The sequence below is a fragment of the Dyella sp. SG609 genome, from assembly GCF_012275375.1.
Taxonomy (GTDB): Bacteria; Pseudomonadota; Gammaproteobacteria; order Xanthomonadales; family Rhodanobacteraceae; genus Dyella_D; species Dyella_D marensis.
In genome coordinates this window covers 38,906-59,727 of the sequence record NZ_JAAZQJ010000002.1, presented here as the reverse complement: position 1 = coordinate 59,727, position 20,822 = coordinate 38,906, and the positions used below count along the sequence as shown (strand labels likewise).

The window sequence follows — 20,822 nt, the reverse complement described above, 5'->3', positions numbered from 1 at the left end:
CGGCGCGTTGCCGGGCGGAGAGGCGATCCCTGGGATCGCCTGTACGTGTTGCGTGCGGTTACTTGGCCAGCGCCGCGATCTGGGCGTCGCTCAAGGCCATGGAATAGAAACGGAAATCCTCGATGCGTCCATCGAAGGACGCATGTCCCCCATCCCAGCCGAGCAGCCTTTTCTGATCGATCAGCTGGCGCGGCGACAACTCGAAGGAATCGTCACGGCCAGCAAGCCGGCCATCGATATAGATCTTGGCCGTGCCGCCACGCAAGGTCACCGCAACGTGCACCCAGCGGCGGAACGGCAAGGCCTGATCGGCTTCGACCGCCTGAGTCCCGTTGACGCCCGAGGCGGTGATGCCAAAGCGCAACCTGCCGCCGTTGCGGCCCGACAGCGGCGCAAGAAACATGCAGGCGCCGCCATCCAGTCCCATGAACAGCAGGCAGGTATCCCAATGCAGCGGCGCATTGGCGAAGGTCCACATCGACAGCGTGAAATCGGCGACGTCCGTCATCATTCCAGCCGGAAGCTGCACGTACGACTGCTTGCCGTCGAACAGCAGCGAAGCACTGCCCGGCAGGCGGCCCGCGCCCCAGCTCGCACCGTTCATCAGCGTGCCGTCGCCGCGCAGCCGCTCGCCTTCGGGCGAGGTGACCCAGCCCATGGCCGTGTTGCCGCTGCCGTCGGTAAGCTCGATCGAGCAGCGCAATTCACCGGGAACCGCGACGCGTACCGCACGCGATACGAGGTTGAGGCCGTTGCTGGCCTGGATCCGGTAGTACCACACGCCTGGTGCAGGCGTGTCGCTGAAGGTGCGCGTTGCATCCCCAGGGACCGAGCCGATCACGCTGAACGGCCCGTTCGCGCTGCTGCCGCGCTGGACCAGATAGGACAACGTACCCTTGCCGCCCCACCACGAAAGCGTCACCTTGCCTTCGCTGCAGAAACCCGACACGCCGAACGGCGCGCGCAGCGATCCGGCGTAGTCGTCCAGCCGGCTCCACAGCGTGGTGTACGGCATGTCGTCGCTGCCGCCATCGGGGTTCCTGAACTCGGTGTCGTGCGTCATCTGCGCGATGTAAGGCGCGTCGATGCCCATGCGGTTGACGTAATGGTTGTAGATGGTTTCCCAGCAACCACGCAACGAAGGGCCGGACTGGTTGGCCGCGGCAGTGAACAGGCCGGTGGGACTGGACTGGCGCGCGAACGGCATTACGTATTGCTTGCCGTTCTTGTCCAGCACATTGGACTTTGCCACGTATTCCGCGCCGGCCAGGAAGCGGTTGTTGAAGGCGGAATACAGATCGTCGCCCTGCTTCCACGCCATTTCGAGAAAATCGCCGCCCAGCGACATGCCGAGCGTGGAATGGCCCTGATCGCGCCCGCTTTCCTGCCACTGGCCGAGGTGGCCCGGATGCATGAAATACACGCTGTGCATGGCCATGCCGTTGCCGAACTGCGTGTGCACGTCACCGTGATTGTTGCCGGTGTAGTAGTCGATCGCCTGCCGGTACAGGTCGATGTCGTCGCAGAACACGCCGATGGCCAGCGTGCCGACGAGTGCGGCATAGTCCCAGTTGGCGAAGCTCCACAGGCCGCCGTCGGTCAGGTGCCCGTGCAGTCCCTTGGAAATCGGGCCCACGAATACGTTGCGCAGCATGTCCTGGAAGCGCGCCACGCCCGCCGCCGACCAGCCCGAGTAGGTGCGCATGATTTCCGCGGCGTTGGCAAACTGGCGGCCTTGCATGCCGCACATCAGGTAGAACGTGTGGTCGTCGTGCGCGGTGGAACCTGGCGGAACGGTCCCGATGATCTTCAAGGTCGATGACCACGCATCGAGCGTTTCCACGGCCGACTTGGCGTAAGCCTCCTCACCGGAAATCTTCCAGCGCAAGGCAAGGCAGAATGCCCGCTGGGTATCCCTGTACAGGGCCCACTTCGTTCCATCCTGGCGATAGCACGCCGGCTGGGGATTGGGCTTGGCCGTCAATGAGGTGTCGCCGGAGGCGCACAGTTTCTGCCACCACTTGGTCCACGGCTGCTCGCCGTTCTTGATCTTGATCCTGATGCGCGCGAAATCGTCTTCGTCGGCCAGCAGGCCCGGATGCTTGAAGCGCCCGGTGATCAGCGGGCTGCCCGCGGGTGCGGAACCCGATGGCGGAAGGCTGCGGGCGCGGCTTTCGCCCACGCCGAATCCGAATCCGAGCAGCAAGGCGCCGGCACCCAGGCCGCCGATAAAGCGGCGGCGAGAGCTGTCATCGATGAGGTCGTGCGTATCGGCACCGAGCTGGGGAGTGGGCTCGGGATGGTTGGTTTGCTTCATGAGTTTTCACCTTGATCGCCGTCGGACATGCAGTCAGCGGCACGATGGGGGAAGTAATCGGCAACAGTTGTGCACCAGCTGCCCGGACAGCGCCATGTCATTCAGGGGCAGATGGTAGTTTTTGAGAAACGGCATGCGCTTTCTTTGCGCTCTGTCGCCGACCGGGCCGAAGAGCTATGCGGAATCGGCATTCGCAGATATCCAAATCGATATCGATGCCAGCGCAAATCCATGCCGTGCGGAAGTCGTCACCAGTCGATGCGCAGCCCCGCCTTGCCGCTATAACCCTTGCCGTGATCGTTGACGCCGAAGTCATGCCCGGCGCTGGCGTACACGAAGACGCTGCGCGTCAGCTGCGCGCTCATGCCGGCGCGCAGGCTCACCCACGAGCGCTTCAGGTCGGTGCGGAAATTCATCGGTGCCGCGGGTGTCGAGAAGGCCACCTGCGTATCGCCGCTGAATTCGCGCCATAGATCGGCGCGCAGCCACGCGGTCAAGGCCCTGGGATGTGCCGGCGTGCCGCCGATCGACCAGCTCTTGTCGACTTCGCTGCCGACGCGGCCGGCGAGCGCGCGGGCATTCCTGAAGTACACGCTGGATGCGGCGTCGTCGGCGTCGTTGAAGGATGCATGGCGATAGACCAGCTGTGCCTGCGGCTCGAACACCCAGCCGTCGTGCAGCCGCACCCGGTAGCCGCCTTCGAACGAGGCGGCAAGGCCGCGGCCTTCGGTCTTCAGCGGCGCCATGCGGGTGGAGCTGGCCTTGACCTTGTAGCTGCTGCCTTGCGCTACCGCGTCGGTGTACCACCCCGAGGGATCCCGATGAGTCCAGTAACCGCCGAGCGTGTAGTTCTGCAGGCGGTCGCGGCCGGCGCTGAGGCCGGTGAAGTTCTTGACGTCGCCGGCGATCTGGCCGAGCGCGACATAGACGCCGGCAACGTCGCCGCTGCCGCCCTGCTCATCGCGATACAGATCCATGCCAGCCTGCAGGGCATACATGTCGTCGCTGTATTGAGGGCCCTTGCTGCCATAGATGCCGGCCGTACCGCCATCGCGATGGTCGTGCTGCGCGATGACGCGCGTCCAGCCGCCGCCGTCGTCGGCCGTGGCTTCCCGGCCGACGCGTTCCCGCAGGTTGTCCACCAGGTGCAGGTCGTAGGACAGCGCCATCGACGGAATGGCCGCATAGAGCGACACCTCCTGGCGATAGAGCGGAACGGCTGCCTGGCTTGGTGCAGGTGCAGGTGCTGGCGCGGGCGCTGGTGCCGGTGCAGGCGCTGGTGCAGGTGCCGGTGCCGGTGCTGGTGCCGGTGCTGGTGCCGGTGCTGGTGCAGGTGCAGGCGCTGGTGCAGGTGCCGGTGCTGGTGCAGGCGCTGGTGCAGGTGCCGGTGCCGGTGCTGGCGCTGGCGCCGGCGCAGGCGCTGGTGCTGGTGCAGGCGCTGGTGCTGGTGCAGGTGCAGGTGCAGGCGCTGGTGCAGGTGCAGGTGCTGGTGCCGGCGCAGGCGCAGGCGCAGGCGCAGGCGCAGGCGCAGGCGCAGGCGCTGGTGCTGGCGCAGGTGCTGGCGCAGGTGCAGGTGCAGGTGCAGGTGCAGGCGCAGGTGCAGGTGCCGGCGCTGGTGCCGGCGCTGGTGCCGGTGCAGGTGCTGGTGCCGGCGCAGGCGCTGGTGCCGGTGCCGGTGCCGGCGCCGCACACACGGGCGCCTGCGGCATCAGCGAACAATCCAGCTGCGAGCGCAAATACCAGTTCTGCGCACTGCTGCCATCGGTGCTGCCGCGATAAAGCGAATACTCGTAGGGGCCCGCCGCGACCGAATTCGCCAGCGTGAAGGCATTGACGGCAGTCGTACCGCCATTGATCGCATCCACCACCTGGATGCCGTTGGCCGAGGTCAGCGCGCCCGGGCCGCCCGCATTGGCGATGCGCAAGGCGGTGCTGCCGGTGGCGGTGCCGCCATTGATGACCAGTTGGTCCGAGGCCGAGCCGTCGCCGCCCAGATAGGTATTGAGCGCCACCACGCTGCCCGCGCCGCCGACGTAGCTCGATGCCACCAGCCGGTTGCCGGTGCCGGTGCCGCCCACCTGCGCCAGGCCGTTATTGTTCAAGCTGCCATTGACGGTGAAGCTGCCCTTGGCGCTGCCCAGTGCCGACAACGCATCGGCCACCGCGATGGTACCGGCGCTGGTCACGCTGCCGCTGACGCTGCCATAGCCGCCGAGCGTCGCGCCGGCCGCTACGCTGATGGCGCCGCCCCCGCTCAATGCGGCACTCGCATGGCTGCTGTCGCCCACCGCCAGCGTGCCGGCGCTCACCTGGGTATTGCCGGTGTACGGATTGTCGGCGTTGAGGATCACCGTGCCGCTGCCGAGCTGGTTGACGCCGCCCGCGCCGGAAATGCTGCCGCCGAACACATAGGTGCCGGTGCGATCGAACGCCACCGTGCCGTCATTGGCGATGTCGCCGTTGATGCCGCCGGCCGCGCCGCCATCGCCCAGCTGCAAGATGGCATCGCCGTACACCGCGACCGAACCGCTGAACGCCGCGTTGTCGGAGGCCAGCACCAGGGTGCCCTCCTGCACATAGATGCCCAGCTGCGCATCGGGATTCGCGCTGGTGTTCTTCATGTCGCCGGCCAGTGTCCAGGTTCCGGCGTCCACCTTGGTGAGCGTGCTGAAGTTGAGCAGCGCGCCTTGCTGCGTGCCGGTATCCGCACCCGCCAGGGTCAGGCTGCTGCTGCCGCTGCCGCCGTCGATCGTGCCGGTGACGCTGGATCCGGTGTACAGCGTCACCTCGTTGTTGCCGCCGGCGAAGGCGATATTGCCGGTCACCACGGCGCCGCTGCGGTTGAACACGGCCACGTCGCCGTTGCCGGCGTTGCCGATCGCGCTGGCGTTGCCGCCGTTCGCGCCGGTCTGGATGGTGCCGTAGTTGTCCACGGTATTGACTGCGCCGGCCTGCGTCACCTGGTCCTGGAACCAGACCGCCGGCGCGCCCTGGGAGCTGATGGTGCCGTAATTGGTGATGGTGTTGCCGTAGCCGACCGCGTTGACCGCCTTGGCGGCGGCGCTGCCGGTCTGGGTCAGCTGCGCATTGGCGTTGACGACCAGGCTGCCGTTGTTGCGGAACTCCACCGTGTTGTAGCCGAGGTTGTAGCCGCCGCCATTGCCGCTGCCGCCGCTCGGGCTGTTGGTGACCAGCGCGCCGCCGTGGAGCGTGATCAGCGCATCGTCGCCCAGGCTGATCGCGTTCTGCGTGGCGCCCACATTGATGGTGGCGCCATTCTGCACGTCGACCGTGGTGACGGTGGTTTCGCTGCTGCCGGCGCCGATCTGCGCGGTATAGGGATTGGGCGCGGTGCTGTCGCAGCTCACCGTCGCGTTCGATCCGCCGGGACTGGTGCAGTTGGCCAGCGCCGTATTGATGAAGCCGAACGGGCTGGCGATGACCACGGACGAGGCGATGATGCGCGTTGCTGCATGCTTCATGAGTATGCCTTGCGAGAGATGGAGTGCCCTTCCCGCAGGCAAGGCAGCCAACGCGCGGCGCGCATCGGCGGCGTGCATCGATGCGGTAGGCAGTGGCGATTCCCCCTGCGGAATCAGTCGTCCGCACGCTGGTTGCCCGCTTCAGGCATCGCAGCAAAATGCGGTGTTTCCGTGCATTAAAAAGTACTTGATCGCGCAACGATGCATGCGCGCGAATTTTTCAAACGGTGAGCCGGAGCGCGAATTTGGCCCCAAATGACTAGTGATCGAAAATCTCGTCAGCGTCACGCAAGTGCACTGTGTGCCGCGCATCACGAATGCCGGAACGCATCGCGCGATCGACTTCGACACGCGGTGTTCCGGAAACATTTCGAAGTACATTGCTCGTCGCTCGAACGAGCGCGCACCGAACATCCTCATCGCGATCGCGCCGGCACAAGCATTCGATCCGCCGGCGGCAAATACCTGCGACGCACGGTGCGGCCTGATCTGACACCTATCTGGAGGGGTAATGAACAAGCGCTTACACCGAGCCATCGCCCGGGGGCTGACCTGTGGCGCCGCCATGCTTTCGCTGTCGCATGCGGCGATGCTTTCCGCGCAGACCGCACAGATTCCTTACACCTGGAACAATGTGTGCATCGTCGCCGGCGGCTATGTCGACGGCATCGTCGCGCACCCTGGACAACAGGGCCTGTTCTACGCGCGCACCGACGTGGGCGGCGCCTATCGCCTGGATGCGACATCCAGCAAATGGGTGGCGCTGAACGATTCGACGGCGCCGTCCAATCAATCCTGGACCGGCATCGAGAGCATCGCCGTCGATCCGCACGATCCCAACATGCTCTTCATGGTGGCGGGCCTGTACGTCAAGACCTGGGCCGCCAATGGCGCCGTGCTGGTATCGACCGACCAGGGCAGGAGTTTCACCGCCCACCCGCTGAGCTTCCGCGTCGGCGGCAATGAAGACGGGCGCAATGCCGGCGAACGCCTGCAGGTCGACCCGAATGACGGCTCGGTGCTTTTCTACGGCACTTCCAACGCCGTCTACAGCACCGCCAACTCCAATGTGCCGGTGCAGGTCGCCGGACAGAACGGCCTGTGGACCAGCAAGGACAAGGGTGCGACGTGGTCGCAGGTGAGCGGCTTCACCGCGCTGACCAGCGACGGCACCGGCGCCGGCGTGGTATTCATCGCCTTCGCGCCCGCCGGCGAAGCGGCGGGCACGCCGACCCGGACCATCTACGCCGGCGTGTCGACGCGCGCCGCGGCGAGCAGCGGCGTCACGCTCTACGTGAGCAACGATGCCGGCGCCACCTGGAATCCCGTTTCCGGCGGCCCCGCCAACCAGCTGCCGCAGCGCGGCCAGATCGGGCCGGACGGCAATCTCTACGTCACCTACGGCAACGGCACCGACAGCAACGGCAACTACACGTATGCGATCGGGCCCGGCGGCATGACTTCCGGCGCGGTGTGGAAATACGACACCGTGCAGCACACGTGGAAGAACATCACGCCGGTCGACCGCTTCAACTACGCCTCCGGCTACAGCGGCCTGTCGGTCGATCCCACGCATCCCGGCACCCTGGTGGTGATGACCATGGACCACTGGTGGCCGATGGACACCATGTACCGCAGCACCGACGGCGGCAACAGCTGGATCGACGTGGGCGGCGCCACCTGGGACGGCAGCACGCCCACTTCCGGCACCTATGCGATCCGCGATGCCAGCGTAGCGCCCTGGCAGGTCGAGCCGGGCCAGAAGCAGGCAGGTTTCGGCAACTGGGGCCAGGTGGCGCTCGATCCCTTCAACCCGGCGCATGCCATGTACGGCACGGGCGGCATCGTGTGGACCACTTTCGACCTGACCGCCGCCGACGCGGGCAAGCCGACGCACTGGTCGGTCGGCGCCAGCGGTATCGAGGAAACCGCGGTGATCACGCTGCTGTCGCCCACCTCCGGTCCGCACCTGCTCAGCGGCCTCGGCGATGTCTGCGGCTTCGTGCACACCAGCCTGACCGCGGCGCCGCTGGCGCAGCCCGACAACCCCACCTGCGGCGACAGCGTCGGCACCGGGCTGGACTTCGCCAAGAATTCGCCGTCGACCATCGTGCGCATCGTCCAGCACGGCAACAGCAACCTCACCTCGTACGGTTCCATTTCGCGCGACGGCGGATCCACCTGGACCGGCTTCCCCAACCAGGCCGGCTCCCCCAATGGCGGCGGCACCGTCGCCATTTCCGGCGACGGCAAGACCATCGCATGGGCGCCGAGCGATATCGCGCCGGTGGTTTCGAACGATGGCGGCGCCAGCTGGACGCGCGCCAGCGGCAGCGGACTGGCTTCGCTGCCGGTGGGCGTGCAGATGCTTTCGGACGGCGCCAGCACCAATGTGTTCTATGCCTGGAATAGCGCCAATGGCAGCTTCTACAGCAGCACCGACAAGGGCGTGAGCTGGCATGCGTCCAGCAACACGGGACTGCCTTCCGTACCGTCCTGGCTCAGAAGCCAGGCCGCCGCCGTGACCGGCGTGCCCGGTGAAGCCAAGGCGGGCGACGTCTGGATCGCCACGCCGTCGGGCCTGTATCGCAGCACCAACTACGGTGCCAGCTGGGCGCGCGTCGACGCTTCCGCCGTGACGTCGGCGACCTCGGTCGGCTTCGGCAAGGCGGTAAGCGGATCGCGCTACCCCACGGTCTATCTGTCCGGCACCGTCAACGGCGTCACCGGCCTGTTCCGCTCCGTCAATGCCGGCGCGACCTGGGTGCAGATCAACGACGCGCTTCACCAGTGGGGCGGCGTCGCCCTCGTGATCGGCGATCCGCGCACCTTCGGCACGGTGTACCTCGGACCGGACGAGGCGCGCGGCGTCATCTACGGCACGTCCCAGCAGTGATCGGCTGCGGCGCTCTTCTCCGCCACGGGCGGAGAAGAGCGCCGCAGCGGCGGGCTGAAAGCCGGCCTGCCCGCGCGCGCAGGATCAGCGCGTGTCTTCCGGCGAAAGCTCGAACAGCACCACGTCGTTGTCGTGCATGGGGATCACCGCATCGCCGGCACCGGAGCTGGCGACGGTCAACCGGGCCGTATCGGCATGATCCTCGGTAAGCGCGCGCAGCTTCTGCAGCTGGGCCGCGTCCAGCGACGCGGGCGATCCCATCCGCAGATACGCGGTGTACGCATCGTTGGCGTCGTAGCCCGTGCGATGCGTGGTGATCCGGTAATGCCCTGCCGGCAGGCCCTTGATGCTGAGCCGCACGCTGGCCGCCGGCGCCGCGGGGGTGACCTTCGTATAGAAGGAACGGTTGCTCCGTGCCTGCCGGGGCTGCTGGAAATGCCAGACCAGCAATTTGAATGCGCGGCCGTCCCAGGTGGCGATGCTTTCCGCGTCCGCGGTGGCCAGCTGCTGCTTGCCGAGCTGGTTGAGATATTTGTAGGCGAAGTAGGCGGGCTTGCGGATGCCCTGCGGATTGAGCAGGCCGAAACCGCCCTGGAACGGCGCCGTCGGCGGTCCGGGTTCTTCGAACAGATCGCTGAAGGTCCAGTAGCTCATGCCCTGCGCCATCCCGTCCACCGCCTTGAGCTTGCTCAGGATGTAGGCCGCGCTGAGGTAGGCATCGTGCACGGCATCGCGCGGGGTGTAGCTGGTGCTCCACTCGGTGAAGTACAGCGGCAGGCCGGGACGGGCCGAGGCCTGGATCTGCTGCCGCACCCTGCGCACGTCGCCGACGATGGCATCGGGCGACGCCGACAGCTTGGTGTCTTCCTTGCCGTTCTCGTCGAGAAAACCGCCATCGACGCCATAGGTGTGCGTGGTGATGAAATCGAGCGGCACATCCGCTTTCGCCGCATGCGCGATGAACTCGGGCACCCAGGCCGCTCCGGCCGTGGCGGGGCCGCCGACCTTCAATTGCGGGTCGACGCGTTTCAGCGCGCGCGCGGTCACGTCGTACAGCGTGAAGTAGGCGTCCCGGTCCGCGCCCTCCCAGAAGCCGGCGAGATTGGGTTCGTTCCAGACCTCGTAGTACCAGCGGCGGATTTCCGCGCGGCCGTAGCGTTGCTCCAGGTGGCGCGCGAAGGCCTCGATCAGCGCGGCCCACTTGGCCAGGTCCGGATGCGAGGTATTGCCCTTCCAGTAGAAAATGCGCTGATCGGAACTCTTCATCGCCTCCGGCGTGAAGCCGAGTTCGACGAAGGGCCGGATGCCCATGCCCAGGAGCCTGTCGTACAGCGCATCGATCTTCGTCCAGTCGTAGACCGGCTTGCCGTGCTCCTCGCGATAGGTGCCGAGCACTTCGTGGAAGATGGCGTGGAAGCGGATGTAGCGGAAACCCAGTTCCTCACGAACCGTCCTGAGCTGGGCGAGGCTGTCTTCGCGCAGCAAGGTGCCTGGATAGTCCGAGCCCACCGAGAACGTTTCGAAGCCGCTGCGCGCCGTCGCCGGTGCGGCGACGTCGATGGAGATCGTGCGGTCGGGTACGCCGGCGCGCGCCGCCCCCTGCAGTGCCAGCATGAGCGTGATCGAGCCTGCTGCAAAAGCATGGATCCTTCCCCGCACGACTCATCTCCCCGTGATCACGTGTCGCCGGATTGTATCGGCGCGCCACAGAGAGGCAGGCAACCGTGCACGCCGACTGGCGTAAAACACAACTTGTGCCGGTGAATTTCGCAAAGAACGAAACCGCACTTGGCGGTTGCCGGTCAATCCGGGCCAGATCACCGTTCCTGCGCTTCGCATCACATTTGCATGCGCATCCAACACATCGAATCACCAGAGCCCTCCATACACTCCGTCTTCGGCGCATCGGCATACGTGCGGATCGCCCCCTCATTTATTGCAACAGGAGAATCGGATGACGATCGACACGCATGAGGACATGCCGGAGCAAAAACCGGGGACGGAACTGTACGCGGACGACGCGCCGATGAAAGCGGCCGCGATGTCGCGCCGGGCCTTCATGCGCGGACTGGGCGGCGTCGGCGCCGCTGCACTGCTCGCGCCCGCCGGACTGCTGCGCGCGGCCGGCCTGCCCTCGCTGGCCGCCATCGCCGCGGACCATGCACTGGCGGCGACGTCGGCAACCGCGGCGTTCGTGCATCCCGGCCTGCTGCACACGCAGGCCGATTTCAACCGCATGGGCGCCAAGCTGCGCAGCATGGCCTATCCATGGAGCACTACCTGGCTGAACATCCTGGCGCAGCAGGAGGCAAGTTCGAGCTGGACGCCCAATCCGCGCGCGGTGATCTATCGGGGCAGCGACCAGGACAACTCGTGGCTGTTCACCGAGGACGTCCGCGCCGCCTACCTCAATGCCCTGCGCTGGAAGATCTCCGGCGACACGCACGCCGCCGACTGCGCCGTGCGGATCATGAACGCATGGTCGTCCACGCTGAAGCAGATCTGGTGGGCCGACGGCCATTACGACGGCTTCCTGGTCGCCGGCATCCAGGGTTATCAATTTGCCAACGTGGGCGAAATCATGCGCTCGTATACGGGCTGGCAGGCGGCGGACTTCGCGCGTTTCCAGTCCATGATGAGCCAGATCTTCTATCCGATGAACGCCGGCATCGCCGACCTCGCCCATCCCAGCAGCCTCAGCGTCTATTCCAGCTGGGACCTGTGCGCGACGGCCGCGGTAATGGCCATCGGCGTGCTGTGCGACAACCGCGCGATGTTCGATGCGGCGGTGACTTACTTCAAGCAAGGCCTGGGCAACGGCGCGATCGGGCAGATGGTGTACTACATGCACCCGGGCTACCTCGGCCAGACCCAGGAATCCGGCCGCGACCAGGGCCACGACACGCTCAGCATCTCGCTGGTGACCTGCATCTGCGAAATGGCCTGGAACCAGGGCGTCGATCTGTACGGCTATGCCAACAACCGCGTGCTGGCCGCGTGCGAATACGTCGCCAAGGGCAATCTGATCCAGTCGGGCAGCACGTATTACGCGATGCCGTTCGCGCCCTACGACGGTCCCGGCTTCAGCGACCGGGTGTTCGCGACCGGCGGCCAGGGCAACAGCCGGCCGATGTGGGCCATGATCTTCAATCACTACGTGAACCGCCGCGGCATCGCCGCGCCGTATTCGCAGAAATTCGCCGCGCTCACGGCACCGGAGGGCGGTGGCGGCTCGGACCAGTTCGGCTACGGCACGCTGACCTTCCAGCGCGACCCGATCGCCGCCGGCAGCCCGCCGAGCGGCCTCACCGCGATCACGCTGGGCGGCCGCATCGTGCTGTCGTGGTGGGGCAGCGCCTACGCGCAGAGCTACACCGTCAAGCGCGCAACGGCGAAGGGCGGCCCGTACACCGCCGTCGCCCACGGCATCACGGACCTGCTGACCTGGAGCGACCATCCGGCCCAGGCCGGCACGTACTACTACGTAGTCACCGCGCAGAACGCCACCGGCGAAAGCGCCGCCTCGAACGAGGCCTGGGCCGTGGCCGGGACGCTGCTGGACACGCATCTGGCATTCACCGACGGCACCGGCGGCAATGCCAGCGACAGCAGCGGCCACGGCCACGCCGGCAAGCTGCTCGGCGGCGCGGGCTGGGGCAGCGCCGGCAGCACGAAGCGCCCGGGCGTCGCCTTGAACGGCAAGGGCGCCTATGTCGCCCTGCCCGCCTCGCTGCTGGACACGGTCGGCGATTTCACCATCGCCGCCTGGGTGTACTGGCATGGAGGGCAGACCTGGGCGCGCATCTTCGACTTCGGCGCGAGCATCGACAAGAACATGTTCCTGACGCCGAACGGCGGCAGCGGCACGCTGAGCTTCGTGATATCGCCGAACCAGAACAATGGCCAGTGCGTGATCAACGCGCCGGCGCCGCTGGCCGCCGGCGAATGGGTGCACGTGGCGGTCAGCCTCGGCGGACAGACCGGCAAGCTCTACGTCAACGGCCGCGTGGTGGGAAGCAACCAGGCGATGTTCTTTCCCCCGTGCCAGATGGTGGAGGCGGCGAACCTGTGGATCGGCCGCTCGCAGTTCGCCAACGACGTGACGTTCGATGGCCTGGTAAGCGACTTCCGCCTCTACCGCGGCGCACTCTCCGACGCCGAGGTGGCGGTACTGGCGGCCGGCTGATCCGGCCGGCCAGGCCGGGCTTGAACGGCCGCGTTTCCGCCACGGGTCCGCGGCCCCTTTGCGCGCAACCCTGCAATGCGGCATGCCATGCCGCATTGCAGCGGCGAATTTCGCAACCGCGCCTGCGCTATTTCGCCAGTGACTGGCTGCACGCACTGCTGCACCGTGGCCGCCGCCGCGCTGCAGCCGCGGCTTCCCGCCACTCCCGAGCCGCCTATGACCGCCAAGCATGGATGGGCTTTCTGCTTAGCCCTCGCCGCCTCCGTTCTCCCGCCGCATGCGGCGGCCGAGCAACGCAGCCTGTCGCAGGACTGGCGCTTCCAGCGCGGCGACGCCAAGGGCGCCGACGTGGCTGCCTATGACGATCGCTCCTGGCGCCAGGTGTCGGTACCGCACGACTGGTCGATCGAGGACAAGCCCGACGGCTCCCCGCCGTTCGACCGCGACGCGGTCAGCGGACAGGACTCCGGCTATCTGCCCGGCGGCGTCGGCTGGTACCGGCGCCATCTGTCCTTGAGTGCGCAAGACGCAACGCGCACGGTGCTGGTCCGCTTCGAAGCGATCTACATGGATGCCGACGTGTGGATCAACGGGCAGCACGTAAGCAAGCATCACTACGGCTACAGCGCGTTTACCGTCGACCTGACGGGCAAGCTGCACGCTGGCGACAACGTGCTGGCGATCCGGGTCGACCATGCCGATCCCTCGTCGCGCTGGTATGCCGGCTCGGGGCTGATCCGCCCCGCCACTCTGGAATTGCTGCCGCCGGTGCATATCGAACCGGACAGCGTCCAGGTCGTCACGCCGTCGGTCGGCGCCGCGGCCTCCAGGGTGGAGGCGCACCTGGAGGTCGCCAATGGCTCCGGGCGAAGCCAGCCTGTCGAGGTGAGCACGCGCATCCTTTCACCGGATGGAAGCGTGGTGGCGCGGAACGATCACAAGACGACGCTTGCACCGGGCGCGAAGGTCGCCGACGCAAGCGCGTTCGACCTGAGCCAGCCCGCGCTGTGGTCGCCCGACTCGCCCAACCTGTACGTGCTGGAGCAGACCGTGCGCACGGCCGACGGCGGCTCCGACGTGCGGCGCACGCGCTTCGGCATCCGCAGCATCACCGTCGACGCGGCGCACGGGCTGCGCATCAATGGCAGGCAGGTGCTGCTGCGCGGCGGCAACATGCACCACGACAATTACATGCTTGGCGCGGCCGGCCTGCCCGCCGCGGATGCGCGCAAGGTCGCGCTGATGAAGGCCGCGGGCTACAACGCCATCCGCAGCGCGCATAACCCCGCCAGCCAGGCCACGCTCGACGCCGCGGACGAGCTGGGCATGCTGGTCGTCGACGAGGCGTTCGATGCCTGGAGCCGACAGAAGAAAGCGCAGGACTATGCCCGCTTCTTCGCGCAGGACTGGCCCGCCGACCTGGACAGCCTGGTGCTGAGCGGCCGCAATCATCCCAGCGTGCTGTTCTGGAGCATCGGCAACGAAATTCCCGAACAGGGCGCGGCACCGGGCATCGAGACCGCGCGCCGGATGGTGGCCCGCGTGCGCCTGCTCGATGCCACCCGCCCGGTTACCCAGGCCGTCAGCACCGGCGGCCCGGAGAGCGACGGCCAGTTCGCCGTGCTCGACGTGGCGGGGTACAACTATCACGCCCATGAATTCGCCGACGATCACCGGCGCTTTCCCGCGCGCGTGATGTTCACTTCCGAATCCATCTCGAAGGATGCGTTCGTCTATTGGCGCAGCGTGGAGACCATGCCCTGGGTGCTGGGCGACTTCGTGTGGACCGCCGTCGACTATCTGGGCGAAACGGGCATCGGCTGGATGGGCTACAGCCAGGACTGGCAGAAGCTCGGGCCTTACCCTTGGCACCTGGCCTATTGCGGCGAGATCGATGCCACCGGGCGCAAGCGGCCGGCGGCGTATTACCGGGAAGTGCTGTGGAAGACCGGCATCGATCCGATCTCGGCGTTCGTCAGGCAACCGCCCGGCACCGAAGACCTGCCCGACCGCCATCTGTTTCCGATCACGCCGCCGCATCTGGACTGGTCGCTGGACGACGTCCATCCAAGCTGGAGCTGGCCGGGACGGGAAGGCAAGCCGCTGGACGTGGTGGTTTATGCCGAGTATCCGGAGGTCGAACTTTTCCTCAACGGCAAAAGCCTGGGGCGCAAGCCGGTCGGCGTGCAGACGGAATACAAGGCGGCCTACCGGGTGCCCTACGCGCCCGGCCGCCTGGTGGCGGTCGGCTATCGCGACGGCCGCGCTGCCGGGCGCTGGGAATTGCGCACCGCGGCCGAGCCTGCGGCGCTGCGGCTGTCGGTGGATCGCGCCCGCCTTCGCGCCGACGGCCAGGATCTGGCCTACGTCACGGCGGAATTGATCGACGCCGAGGGCGTGCCGGTCTATGCACCGGATCAGGACCGGCCCATGAACGTGCTCGTCGGCGGCGCCGCGACACTGGCCGGCGTGGGCAATGGCGATCCGCACGATGCCTCCAGCTTCCAGTCCGGCCGGCGGCGCAGTTTTCATGGCCGCATCGTCGCGGCGGTGCGGGCATCCGCGCTGGCGGGCGACGCCACCGTGCACGTGGAGGTGCCGGGACTGCCGGCGCAGGAGGTGCGCATCGGCGTCGTTTCGCCTTAGTGCGCGCCGCGCGGCCTGCTTTGTCTTGTCGCGCGGATCCCGGGCCTCAAGGCCATCCATGGCCGGCCGATACCATCCGAGATAAGTTGTGCGCGAGCCGAGGGACCATCGGCCACCGAAGCGCCATCGTTCGGAGAGGTTATGGAATGGATCGCGAGCTTGATGCATGCCGGCACGCTGCTGCTGGTCAATGCCTTGCTGGCCGCGTTGTCCTCGGCCCTGTTCCTGGCCCTGTACATCGCCCGCCCCGGCGCCGGGCGCGAGCCTGGGGTGCTGTTATGGAGCCTCAGCTACGCTGCATTCGCCGCCGGTTTCGGGGTCCTTTTCGCTCCCGCTTTCCATCTCGATTTTCCTGGCCTGGGCCTGGCCGGCAACCTCCTGATCGATGCGGGCACGGTGCTGGCGCTGCTGGCGGCCAACTTCTACCTGGGCTTGTCCAGGCGCGCATTGTGGGTGCTGGCCCCGGTGGCGGTGCTTGCGCTGATCGAAACCGGACTGGTGATCCATGAAGGCGAAAACCTTCGCCACATGGTCATTCTCGGCGGAGCCCTGACCGGCGTCGTTACGGTCGCCACCGGCGTGGCGTTCTGGCAATGCAAGGACCCGGCGCAGCGGCCGGTCGCGCGCCTCGCAGGCCTGTTCCATTTCCTGTGGGCAGCCATGCTGCTGATGCGGATGTCATGGTGGATGGCGCACCCGCAGGTCCTCGCCGGCCCCGACCACACCTCGACCTTCGGCTTGCTCTCCAGGGTCGTGCTTACCTGGGTCATTACGCCCTGCCTGCTGTGGATGCTGACGCGCAAGCTCGACGCGGAATTGATCCGTCACGCCAGCCAGGATCCCCTCACTGGCGTGGCCAACCGGCGCGTCATGTGGGAACAAGGCGAGCAGCGCATGGCGCAATCCCAGCAGCGCAACACTGCCATCGCCGTGCTGATGATCGACGTGGACCGGTTCAAGTCGATCAACGACCGCTGGGGCCACGACGGCGGCGACCAGGTGCTCGTAGCCATCGCCGATGCGCTCAGGCGCAACATCCGCGAGAAGGACATCCTGGCCCGCGTAGGCGGCGAGGAATTCATGGTGCTGCTTCATCAGGCCGAGGAACCGGCGGCGATGGAAGCCGCGGAACGCTTGCGGCGCGCCGTGGAGAGCCAGGCGATCGCGCTGCTGCACGACCAGCCGCTGCAGTGCACGGTCAGCATCGGCTACTGCATCGCCAGGGGCGCCGAGGCGAATTGGCGATCGGTGGTCGTCGCGGCCGATCGGGCGCTCTATGCGGCCAAGCAAGGAGGCCGCAATCGCGTCATGCGCGCCATGGAGGACTCACCCATCCAGCCATTCAGGGGCTGAGACTGCTGCGCATCGCCGGGCTTGCTGCAATCGGCTGGCCGTGCTGCTGATTCCGCCGCCTGCGCGGCTTGCTCGCGCATGGATCGCTATTTTCAAGCGGATGCCTATTGGTAGTGCGCATGCCGATCCTTGAGCGTATTTGTCGTGACATATCCCTGCCGATACCTGTCCATGGCGGCTGGTATCGGTTGGCTTTCTCATCTGCGCACGACTAGCCGTCATGGCCATTAATGCGTTCACGTCTGCGCTACATGCTGCGAGCACATTGATCGCCATTTTCAAACGGATGTATATCGGCGGAGCTGCGCGTTTCCCGCAGTGGTCAACTGATGAGTCGACGACGGTTGTACGACGCGATCTACAGATTTTTATTTAGCGGTCTCTCTGAATCGGCGCATCGATTGACAGTCACATCTTGTCGGTAGATATTCGATCGCTATACCCGAGCACAACCGGGTTTTTGGAAGCGCCCACCGATTTCATATTTTCGTCACGCTGGCTACAGCGTTTTTGATTTGATCGCAGCAAACGGTGCGAGGAGAAGGATTCTCATGAGCAACCCATTCGATGACGACAAGGGCATCTTCCTGGTGCTCGTCAACGACGAAGGCCAGCATTCGCTCTGGCCCGATTTCGCGGCGATTCCGGCGGGCTGGACGACGGCTTTCGGGCCGGCAGCGCGAGCAGACTGCATGGATTATGTAGACCGGAGCTGGACCGACATGCGGCCCAGGAGCCTCATCGCGGCGATGGAACATCCAACCGCCTAGGCAAACGCAACTGGACGCCGACACCAGCGACGCGTCGGCATACCGATTGAACCAAACCTGCCCGTTCAAGGGCGACCAGAGGTTCATGGGCCATGGAAGGGTTCCCGCTCGATGGCGCTTACATTGACGTGCCGGAGGCTACGCAAGCGGGCCTTCCCGACGTCGGTTTTGCCGCGCTGTTCGAGCGGCAGGTCGACCTGACTCCGCATGCCACTGCGCTGGTCTTTGGCGATGCCCGGCTGAGCTATGCCGAACTGGATGCGCGCGCCAACCAGCTGGCCACATGGTTGTCCGCAAAAGGCATTCGACCGGAGGATATCGTCGCCATGGCGCTGCCGCGATCGTTCGAATCGATCGTGGCGATTCTGGCGTTGCACAAGCTCGGCGCGGCTTATCTGCCGCTCGATCCGGATTATCCCGAGCAGCGGCTGATCTACATGCTCGAGGAGGCGGCTCCGGCTTGCGTGCTCTGTTTCCGCGAGACGGTCCTGAAGACTCCGCCTGAACTGCCCGTCCATCTTCTGGACGATGCGGACCTCCACAGCGGGATCGAGGCGCTGGCGTCCGCGCGGATCGGGATCGCGCACGACGCGGAAGCCGCGCAGCGCGCCGCCTATGTGATCTATACCTCGGGCTCGACCGGCCAGCCCAAAGGCGTGGTGGTGACCCATGCCGGCGTCGCCGCGCTGGCAGCCACCTACCGCGAGCGGCTGCGCATCGGACCGGCTAGCCGCGTATTGCAGTTTGCGTCGCTGTCTTTCGACGCTTCTTTCGCCGAGATCGCCATGGCGCTCGCGCTCGGCGCATGCCTGGTGCTGGCTCCGTCCGACGAGCTGCTTCCCGGCGCCAGCCTGGCGGCGCTGTGCGAGCGGCAGCGCATCACCCACCTGGCCTTGCCGCCGAGCCTGCTGGCCTTGATGGCGCCGGGCGATCTGCCCGGCGTGGAGACCTTGGTCGTGGGCGGCGAGGCGTGTCCTGCGGAGCTTGCTGCCCGGTGGGCTCGCATGCATCGCCTGGTCAATGCTTATGGACCGACCGAAGCTACCGTCGATGCACTGATGTCAGCGCCGATCGGCACGGAGGCGAAGGCCGCCGTGCCGATCGGAAATCCCGTGGCTGGCGCGGCTGCCTATGTTCTGGACGCCGCCTTGCGGTGTGTGCCGGAAGGCCACGCCGGCGAACTGTATCTGGCCGGCGCGGGCCTGGCGCGCGGTTATCTGCATCGCCCTGGCTTGACCGCGGCCCGCTTTCATCCCGACCCGTTCGGCCCGCCGGGCAGCCGCATGTATCGCACCGGCGATATCGCGCGGCAGCTGGCGGACGGCTCCCTGTGCTTCGTCGGGCGCGCCGATCAGCAGGTCAAGCTCCACGGCCTGCGCATCGAACTCGACGAGATCGAAACCTGGCTCAGGCGCGACGCCAGCGTGGCGCAGGCGGCCGTGCTGATGCGCGAGGATCGCACCGGCCACCGGCAACTGGTCGGCTACGTCGTGCCCAGGCATGGGCAGCAGGAGGCGATGCGGGACGCGGACTACGAGGCGCAGCAGGTCGAGCAATGGCAGGTACTGCATGACGGCCTGTACAGCCAGCACGCGGAGCTGGCGGACGACGAGGATTTCGGCGGCTGGAACAGCAGCTACGACGGCGCTCCGATTCCGCTGGAAGAAATGCGCGAATGGCGGGATGCGATCGTCGGCAGGATCCTGGACCTGCGCCCGCGGCGGCTGCTGGAGATCGGCGTCGGCACCGGCCTGATCCTGTGGAAAGTGGCGCCGCATTGCGCGTTTTATTGCGGCACGGATTTTTCGCTGCCGGTCATCGAGTCCCTGCAAGCCAGGGTGGCGGACCATCCGCAGCTGCGCGAACGCGTGGATCTGCGCTGCCAGCCCGCGCATGAGATCGGCGGCCTGCCGCAGGGCGGTTTCGACACCATCGTGATCAATTCGGTCCTGCAATACTTTCCCGGCGCCGGTTACCTGACGGCGGTGCTGCGGCAGTGCGCGGCGCTGCTGGCTCCCGGCGGACGCATATTGATCGGCGACGTGCCCGATTTCCGCCTCATGCGCTGCTTCGCCACCTCCGTCGCCTGGCACCGCGCCGGCGGCGGCGATGCGCGCGCCATTCGCCACGTGGCCGAAGAGGAAATGCGGCTGGAAAACGAGATGCTGGTCGATCCAGGCTATTTCTCGGCGCTGCCGCAACACGTCGAAGACCTGGCCGGTGTCGACATCCAGCTCAAGCGCGGGCGCGCCCGCAACGAAATGACGCGCTATCGCTACGACGTCGTGCTGCACAAGCGCGGCACGCGCCTGCGTTCCGCCGCCGCGCTGCCCACGCTGGCGTGGGGCCGCGAGGTCGACACAATGGCATCGTTGCGCCAGCGTTTGCTGGACGCCGGTGCCGAAGGCCTGCGGGTGAGCGCCATCGTCAACGCCCGGCTGACCGGCGAGTTCGACATCTCGCGCCGGGTCTGGGGCGAACGCGAAGATGCATCGGCGCCCGCGCTGGACCCCGAAGACCTGAAAGCGCTCGGCGCCGAACTCGGCTACCAGGTGGCCGCCACCTGGTCGCCGGACCGCACCGGCCGGCATTTCGATGCCGTGTTCCTGCCCGTATCCGATGCGCCTGGCGCCGCGCTCGACGGCCTGTATCTGGCGCCGGCCGTCGCCGCGGGTTCGCCGCTCTGCCACGACCCCGGCGCCATGCAGGACCATCGCGGCTACGTGGCGGCGCTGCGCGAGCGCCTCGCCGAACATCTGCCCGCCTTCATGCTGCCCGCCTCGATCGTCGTGCTGGCCGAGCTGCCGCTTACCGCCAACGGCAAGCTCGATCGCCAGGCCTTGCCCGCGCCGACCGGCGCCGCCGTGCTGCGCCATGCCTACGAGCCGCCGCAAGGCCGTGTCGAACAGCTGCTGGCGGAGCTGTGGGAAAACCTGCTGGGCGTCTGGCAGGTCGGACGCGGCGATCACTTTTTCGAGCTGGGCGGCAATTCGCTGCTGGCGATCCAGCTCGCCAGCCGCATGCGCGACACGCTCAACGTGGATGTTCCGATCCGCACCCTGTTCGAGGCCCCCACCTTGTCTGCGCAAGCCGAGCAGCTGGCCCATGCGCGCCATTCCACCCGCCTGCGCCTGCGCCGCATGCAACCAAGCGAGTCCGCCCAATGATTCCC

10 protein-coding genes are annotated in these 20,822 nt (G+C 66.8%); 7 read left to right on the top strand and 3 right to left on the bottom strand.

Features of this window, described 5'->3' with window-relative positions; all coding sequences use genetic code 11:
* Positions 1–58: 58 nt before the first annotated feature.
* Positions 59–2,317, bottom strand: coding sequence for a LamG-like jellyroll fold domain-containing protein (locus tag FHW85_RS03640; protein WP_168647374.1), 2,259 nt, complete (start codon positions 2,315–2,317; stop codon positions 59–61).
* A 248-nt stretch (positions 2,318–2,565) separates the two neighbouring features.
* On the bottom strand, positions 2,566–5,799 hold the full coding sequence (locus FHW85_RS03635) for an autotransporter outer membrane beta-barrel domain-containing protein (RefSeq protein WP_168647373.1): 3,234 nt from the start codon (positions 5,797–5,799) through the stop codon (positions 2,566–2,568).
* Between the two features lie 262 nt (positions 5,800–6,061).
* Here FHW85_RS03635 and FHW85_RS03630 point away from each other — a divergent pair, with 262 nt between their 5' ends.
* Together FHW85_RS03630 and FHW85_RS03625 are read left to right on the top strand one after the other, a co-directional pair.
* The gene (locus FHW85_RS03630) at positions 6,062–6,292 is read left to right on the top strand and encodes a hypothetical protein (protein WP_167257340.1); all 231 of its coding nucleotides are present in this window, start codon (positions 6,062–6,064) and stop codon (positions 6,290–6,292) included.
* 18 nt (positions 6,293–6,310) lie between these two features.
* Positions 6,311–8,695 (top strand): carbohydrate-binding protein, encoded by a 2,385-nt coding sequence (locus FHW85_RS03625; RefSeq protein WP_168647372.1) that lies wholly within the window; start codon positions 6,311–6,313, stop codon positions 8,693–8,695.
* 84 nt (positions 8,696–8,779) lie between these two features.
* On the opposite strand, the gene FHW85_RS03620 is transcribed toward FHW85_RS03625, so the two are convergent.
* Entirely contained in the window at positions 8,780–10,309 is a 1,530-nt protein-coding gene (locus FHW85_RS03620) for a beta-xylosidase (protein ID WP_168647371.1), read from the bottom strand.
* Positions 10,310–10,649: 340 nt separating this feature from the next.
* Here FHW85_RS03620 and FHW85_RS03615 point away from each other — a divergent pair, with 340 nt between their 5' ends.
* The 5 genes from FHW85_RS03615 (at position 10,650) to FHW85_RS03595 (ending at position 20,817) form a co-directional block, all read left to right on the top strand.
* On the top strand, positions 10,650–12,881 hold the full coding sequence (locus FHW85_RS03615; protein ID WP_210427703.1) for a LamG-like jellyroll fold domain-containing protein: 2,232 nt from the start codon (positions 10,650–10,652) through the stop codon (positions 12,879–12,881).
* A 216-nt stretch (positions 12,882–13,097) separates the two neighbouring features.
* Positions 13,098–15,527: a DUF4982 domain-containing protein gene (locus FHW85_RS03610; RefSeq protein ID WP_168647370.1), complete on the top strand. Its 2,430-nt coding sequence runs from the start codon at positions 13,098–13,100 to the stop codon at positions 15,525–15,527.
* A 141-nt stretch (positions 15,528–15,668) separates the two neighbouring features.
* Positions 15,669–16,880 (top strand): GGDEF domain-containing protein, encoded by a 1,212-nt coding sequence (locus tag FHW85_RS03605; RefSeq protein ID WP_168647369.1) that lies wholly within the window; start codon positions 15,669–15,671, stop codon positions 16,878–16,880.
* Positions 16,881–17,431: 551 nt separating this feature from the next.
* A complete protein-coding gene (locus FHW85_RS03600; RefSeq protein WP_168647368.1) occupies positions 17,432–17,650 on the top strand; it encodes an MbtH family protein in 219 nt (72 codons plus the stop codon).
* Between the two features lie 92 nt (positions 17,651–17,742).
* On the top strand, positions 17,743–20,817 hold the full coding sequence (locus FHW85_RS03595; protein ID WP_168647367.1) for an amino acid adenylation domain-containing protein: 3,075 nt from the start codon (positions 17,743–17,745) through the stop codon (positions 20,815–20,817).
* Positions 20,818–20,822 lie beyond the last annotated feature (5 nt).